Origin of the sequence: Mycobacterium asiaticum (genome assembly GCF_001673365.1) — a bacterium.
GTDB classification, from domain to species: Bacteria; Actinomycetota; Actinomycetes; order Mycobacteriales; family Mycobacteriaceae; genus Mycobacterium; species Mycobacterium asiaticum_A.
Genome location: NZ_LZLS01000019.1, coordinates 1 through 5944 on the forward strand (window position 1 = coordinate 1; position 5944 = coordinate 5944).

A 5944-nucleotide genomic window follows, 5' to 3' on the forward strand; every position below is an offset into this window, starting at 1 on the left:
CAAACTGGCCGCCGCCGCAGGGATTCCGATCGTCCCGCTGGCCCTGCGGGGTCCGCGCGAGGTGATGCGGGGACGGCGGTACCGGGGGCCAGGGAGGCGGCACCGGCACCATCACCGGTACCGCTACCGGTACCGCTACCGGCCAGGTACACGGTATTTACAACTCAGGCATTCTCCATGGTGGGGACGGGGGATCCGGCGGTACCGGTGGTGCCGGCGCGGCTGGGGCCGGCGGCGGGCTGCTGTGGGGTCACGGCGGCAACGCCGGGACCGGCGGTGCCGGTGGCCAAGGAGGTGACACCGGCACCATCACCGGCGCTGGCAGCAGCACCGGCTCCGGGACGGTATTCGGCATTAACAACTCCATCTCCGGCAACTCAGGCATCTTCGAGGGTGGGACCGCGGGAGCCGGCGGTACCGGTGGCGCCGGCGGGGTTGGTGGTGCGGGCGCGCTGCTATCGGGTTCCGGCGGGGCCGCTGGTAGCGGCGGTGCCGGCGGCCGAGGGGGTGACACCGGCACCATCACCGGCAACGGCACCGGCTCCGGCTTCACAATCGGCATCAACAACTCAAGCGCCATCGATGGTGGGGTCGGGGGCTCCGGCGGTATCGGTGGTGCCGGCGGGCTTGGTGGCACCAACACCGGCACCACCGCCACCGGCAACAACGGCGGCGGCATGGGCGCCCGAGGCGGACAAGGCGGTACCGGCGGTGACGCCGGCGCAGCCGGCACCCTCGTCGACGGCGGCGCGGTCGGCAACAACGGCATCGGCGGCACGGGGGGTCGCGGCGGCACCGGGGGCGGTGGTGCCGCCGGCATTAACGGGGGCGATGACCCGACCAGTCCCCAGGTAGGCGCCCAGGGCGGCCAAGGCGGTGCCGGCGGTGCCGGCGGCGACGCCGGCAAAGGGATCCTCGGGTCCGGCGGCGGCACGGCAGGTACCGGCGGTAACGGCGGCACTGGCGGTGACGGCGGCAACGGCGGCAACAACACCGGCACCACCACCACCGGCAACAACGGGGGCGGCATGGGCGGCACCGGCGGACAAGGCGGCACCGGCGGCGACGCCGGCGCAGCCGGAACCCAGGTCGACGGCGGCACCGCGGGCAACCACGGCACCGGCGGCACCGGTGGCACCGGCGGTGACGGCGGCCACGGCGCCACCGGTACCAACGGCAACGACGACAATGTGACCCCCTCCCCCGGCAACCAGGGCGGCCAGGGCGGCGCCGGCGGCCAAGGCGGTACCGCCGGCGCCGGTTTCGGCAACGTCGGTGGCGGCCAAGCCGGTGACGGAGGCAATGGCGGCACCGGGGGCACTGGCGGAAACGGGGGCAACAACTACGGCTACACCAGCACCGCAACAACCGGTGGCGGCATGGGCGGCCACGGCGGCACCGGTGGCACGGGTGGCGACGCGGGTGCCGCCGGCACCCAAGTCGCCGGCGGCGCAGCCGGCAACAGCGGCACCGGTGGCACAGGAGGACACGGCGGCAACGGCGGTGACGGCGCCACCGGCACCAACAGCCCCAGCAACCCCACCACCGCGGCCTCCCAGGGCGGCCAAGGCGGCGCTGGTGGAACCGGCGGTGCAGGTGGCCAGGGAATCAACAGCATCGGCGGTGGCGACGGCGGCACCGGCGGCAACGGCGGCAAAGGCGGCGGCGGCGGTGGCGGCGGCGCCAACACCGGCACCACCGGCGGCACCGGGGGCCAAGGCGGCCAAGGCGGCACCGGCGGCGACGCCGGAGCCGGCGGCGCCGGAACCCACGGCGGCGCCAAAGGCAGCATCGGTACCGGCGGTACCGGCGGCAACGGCGGCAACGGCGGTCAAGGAGGCACCGGCACCACCGGCACCAACAGCGCCACACCCAGCCAAGGCGGCCAGGGCGGCAAAGGCGGAGACGGCGGACAAGGCGGCACCGCCGGCAAAGGCATCGACGGCCTCGGCGGTGGCCAAGCCGGCAACGGCGGCAACGGCGGCACCGGCGGCACCGGCGGCCAGGGCGGCACCAACACCGGCACTACCAGCGGCAGCGGCGCCACCGGTGGCCAAGGCGGCACGGGCGGCACAGCCGGCGCAGCCGGCGTCCAACAAGACGGCTCTGCCGCCGGCACCAATGGCACCGGCGGCACCGGCGGCCTAGGCGGAAACGGCGGCAAAGGCGCCGCGGGCATAACCGGAACCACCGGAACTACCCCCACCGCAGGCGGAAACGCCGGCCACGGCGGCAAAGGTGGTACCGGCGGTGATGGCGGCGCCGGCATCAACGGCGTCGGTGGCGGCACCGGAGGCGGGGGCGGCAAGGGCGGCGACGGCGGCGACGGCGGCCAGGGCGGCCAGAACACCACCGTCGCCACCAGCGACATCACGCTCATTACCAGCGCCAACGGGGGCACCGGCGGCGACGGCGGCGCCGGAGGTAACGGCGGCATACCCGGTGCTGGCAACACCCAAGGCGGCAATGGTGGTAACGGCGGTACCGGTGGCCTAGGAGGCAGCGGCGGCGCCAATAGCGCCGGCACCGGTCCGGCGCTCGCCTCCGGGGGCGGTGCCGGAGGCGGCGGCGCCGGCGGAGACGGCGGCAACGGCGGCAGCACGACCGCCACCGGCGGCACCGGAGGCACCGGCGGCGGCGGCGGCACCGGTGGACCGGCATTCGCCGCGGCCACCAACGCTTTTGCCGGCGGCGGCGTCGGCGGAGGCGGCGGCGGAGGCGGCACTGCGACCGGCGCTACCGGAGGCAACGGCGTGGGCGGAGGAGGAGGCGGCGCTGGCGCGTCGGCCGGCTCTGGAGCCTTCGGCGGAGGCGGAGGCGGAGGGGGCGCTGCAGGTGGCGCCAGCGCGATGGCAGGAGCCGGTGGCAGCGGCGGAAACGCAAGCTACCAGCTCGCCATGGGCGGCACCGGCGGCGGCGGCGGTGCGGGGGCCGCGGGCGGCAACGGCGGAGGCGGAGGCGGTGGCGCCGCATCATATGTCCAAGGTTCGCCTCCCGCAGTTGGTGCACCCGGCGGCAATGGCCACAGTGGCGCAGAAAGCGGGTCGAACAGCGGGACAGGCGGACCTGGCGGCCTCGATTCCTTCAATCTTTACGGAGGCAATGGCGGCAACAGCCCCGGGGAGGGAGGTGGCGGGGGTCAGGGCTATCAATACGGCCCCACGGAAGCCGCGGGCCTCCCCGGCCGGTCCAGTTGACCCGGCACAACATGTGTCCTGCAACACCCGCAAAAGGCGGTGTTCGGCACCAGCCCGTTGGTGCGGCAGATCTACGTCTACGGCAACAGCGCACACCCGTACCTGCTGGCGGTAGTGGTGCCGGCGAGTGCTTGCATCGGTTCGAGACCTCGCTGGGGGGCTTGCCGGAAACGAAACGCCAGGCTTCGCTGCTGCCGTTGCTGCACAAACAGTCGGAACACCTCACCAACCGAGCCGAGACCCAACAATGTCGCGAAGGCACGCCACCATGAGCCAGGCGTCCTCCGGCACCTCAACCAACAATGGTTATTCCGGCGCAGGTGGTGGCGGGTGAGACGGCGGCAACGGCGGTGGAGCAACGCTCTCGGCACAGAGGTTGGGCGACCGCGTTGTTTTCGGCTGGAGACGCCGAGTCCGATTGAAATAGTCGATTCAATTCACGACTACGTTGTGCGCGCTAGCGTGCTACACGGGGTTAAGCCAGCGGGTGTCAGGAGGACCTGAAATGTCGTCTTATGTGATCGCGACACCGGATTTGGTGGCCGTAGCGGCGAGCGATTTGCATGGGATCGGGGAGTCGCTACGGGCGGCAGCCGCCGCCGCGGCGCCCTCGACAACTGGAATCGCCCTGCTGGCTGGCGACGAGGTTTCGGCGGCTGTGACGAGGTTATTTGGCAGTTTCGGCCAGGAGTATCAGGCCCTCAGCGCGCAGGCAACGCTGTTTCATGACCAGTTCCTGACAGCGTTGAATGCGGGCGGGAAGGCATACGCGTCCGCCGAGGCGGCGGGCACTTGTCGCTGCAGAACCTCGAGCAAACCATGTTGGGGTTAATCAACGCCCCGACCAACACGCTGCTGGGACGCCCGCTGATCGGCGATGGCTCCAACGGTGCCGCCGGCACCGGGCAGCCCGGTGGCGCAGGAGGGCTGCTGTGGGGCAACGGCGGCAACGGGGGGTCGGGAATGCCCGGCGCTAGTGGCGGCCGTGGCGGTGACGCGGGTTTGTTCGGAAATGGTGGAGTCGGCGGAGCAGGTGGGGCCGGCGCAGCTGGGGCTATTGGTGGTACCGGGGGTTCGGGCGGTGCCGGCGGGTGGCTGGGCGGATTCGGCGGAGCCGGTGGGGTTGGCGGTCATGGCGGTGACGGCGCCGGCGGCATCGGCGGCACGGGTGGCACAGGCGGCGTCGGTGGAACCGGGCGAGCGCTATTCGGCGGGGGTGCTGGCGCCGGCGGGGTCGGCGGGACCGGCGGCGCCGGCGATATTGGCGCGACCGGCACGGCCGGGGCCGGGCCGCTGGGCGGACGCGGTGATATCGGTTTCGACGGCGGTGCTGGTGGTGTTGGCGGCGCCGGCGGCGCCAACTACGGGTTGATGAGTGCCGGCGGGGCCGGCGGGGCGGGCGGGACCGGCGGAGGCGGCGGCCAGGGTGGAACTGGCGGCACCGGCGTCGGCTACCACATCGACGGCGGCAACGGCGGCACGGGCGGCAACGGCGGTGCCGCCGGCGCGGGCGGGGTCGGCGGGTCCGGCGGCTATCTCGGCACCGTCGGACACGCCGGTGCGGCAGGCGCTGGCGGGGTCGGTGGCACCGGCGGTACCGGCGGGCAGGGTGATGCCGGAGCGATGGGCTCCTCGGGCGCGGCCCCCACCAAAGGCGGGCAGGGCTGGCAGGGCGGCGCCGGCGGCCAGGGCGGTAACGGCGGAGCCGGGATCGGCGGGGTCGGCGGCGGCGCCGGCGGCCAGGGCGGCACCGGCGGGGTCGGCGGCACCGGCGGCCATGGCGGCAACGGCGCCACCGGCACCAACGGCACCGACAACGCGACCTCCCCGACCGCGGGCAACCAGGGTGGCCAGGGCGGCAGCGGCGGCACTGGCGGCGCTGGTGGCGCGGGCATCAACGGCGTGGGCGGCGGCCAAGCCGGCGCCGGGGGCACTGGCGGCCAGGGTGGTGGCGGCGGCAACGGCGGCAACAACACCGGCACCACCGCCACCGGAGCAACCGGAGGCGGCATGGGCGCCCAGGGCGGCCAAGGCGGCACCGGCGGCACCGCCGGCGCCGCCGGCACCCGAGTCGACGGAGGCGCGATCGGCAGCACCGGCACCGGCGGCACCGGCGGCACCGGCGGCAATGGCGGCACCGGCGCCACCGGCACCAACGGCACCAACGACCTCTCGGCCCCGACCGCGGGCAACCAGGGTGGCCAAGGCGGCACCGGCGGTGCCGGGGGCACTGCTGGCGCCGGCATCAACCTCGTCGGCGGCGGCCAAGCCGGCGCCGGGGGCGCCGGCGGCCAGGGCGGCGGCGGCGGCAACGGCGGCAACAACACCGGCACCACCGCCACCGGAGCAACCGGAGGGGGCATGGGCGCCCAGGGCGGCCAAGGCGGCACCGGCGGCACCGCCGGCGCCGCCGGCACCCAAGTCGATGGCGGAGCAGCCGGCAGCACCGGCACCGGCGGCACCGGCGGTCACGGCGGCAACGGCGGCACCGGTGCCACCGGCACCAACGGCACCAACGACCTCACGGCCCCGACCGAGGGCAACCAGGGTGGCCAAGGCGGCACCGGCGGTACCGGAGGCACTGCTGGCGCCGGCATCAGCGGCGTGGGCGGCGGCCAAGCCGGCACCGGGGGCACCGGCGGCCAAGGTGGCGGCGGCGGCAACGGCGGTAACAACACCGGCACCACCGCCACCGGAGCAACCGGAGGCGGCATGGGCGCCCAGGGCGGCCAAGGCGGCACCGGCGG

Annotated in this window: 4 protein-coding genes and 1 pseudogene; 4 read left to right on the plus strand and 1 reads right to left on the minus strand. The window is 74.8% G+C overall.

The annotated features are described in order from the left end of the window. Positions 1-250: 250 nt before the first annotated feature. Entirely contained in the window at positions 251-679 is a 429-nt protein-coding gene (locus A5634_RS28865; RefSeq protein WP_065142466.1) for a hypothetical protein, read from the minus strand. Between A5634_RS28865 and A5634_RS29800 the strand changes: the two genes are divergently transcribed. The 4 genes and pseudogenes from A5634_RS29800 to A5634_RS29805 form a co-directional block, all read left to right on the plus strand. Continuing rightward, complete coding sequence (locus A5634_RS29800; RefSeq protein ID WP_065142467.1) at positions 678-3197, plus strand: hypothetical protein; 2520 nt, start codon at positions 678-680, stop codon at positions 3195-3197. The two genes, A5634_RS28865 and A5634_RS29800, sit on opposite strands and share 2 nt — an antisense overlap. Positions 3198-3230: 33 nt before the next feature. Beyond that, positions 3231-3326: pseudogene (locus A5634_RS30255) on the plus strand (hypothetical protein); the annotation flags it as partial. A 376-nt stretch (positions 3327-3702) separates the two neighbouring features. Beyond that, a complete protein-coding gene (locus A5634_RS29085; RefSeq protein ID WP_253861453.1) occupies positions 3703-4029 on the plus strand; it encodes a PE family protein in 327 nt (108 codons plus the stop codon). After that, positions 3990-5944 (plus strand): PGRS repeat-containing protein (locus A5634_RS29805; protein ID WP_367593445.1); only part of this gene is annotated, 1955 nt, incomplete at its 3' end. The genes A5634_RS29085 and A5634_RS29805, both read left to right, overlap by 40 nt.

What these genes read in the sequence shown, in the direction of transcription:
- A5634_RS28865 (WP_065142466.1), bottom strand. Translation starts at nt 679, where the DNA reads ATGCCGCCGCCGTTGTTGCCGGTGGCGGTGGTGCCGGTGTTGGTGCCA.
- A5634_RS29800 (WP_065142467.1), top strand. Translation starts at nt 678, where the DNA reads ATGGGCGCCCGAGGCGGACAAGGCGGTACCGGCGGTGACGCCGGCGCA.
- A5634_RS29085 (WP_253861453.1), top strand. Translation starts at nt 3,703, where the DNA reads ATGTCGTCTTATGTGATCGCGACACCGGATTTGGTGGCCGTAGCGGCG.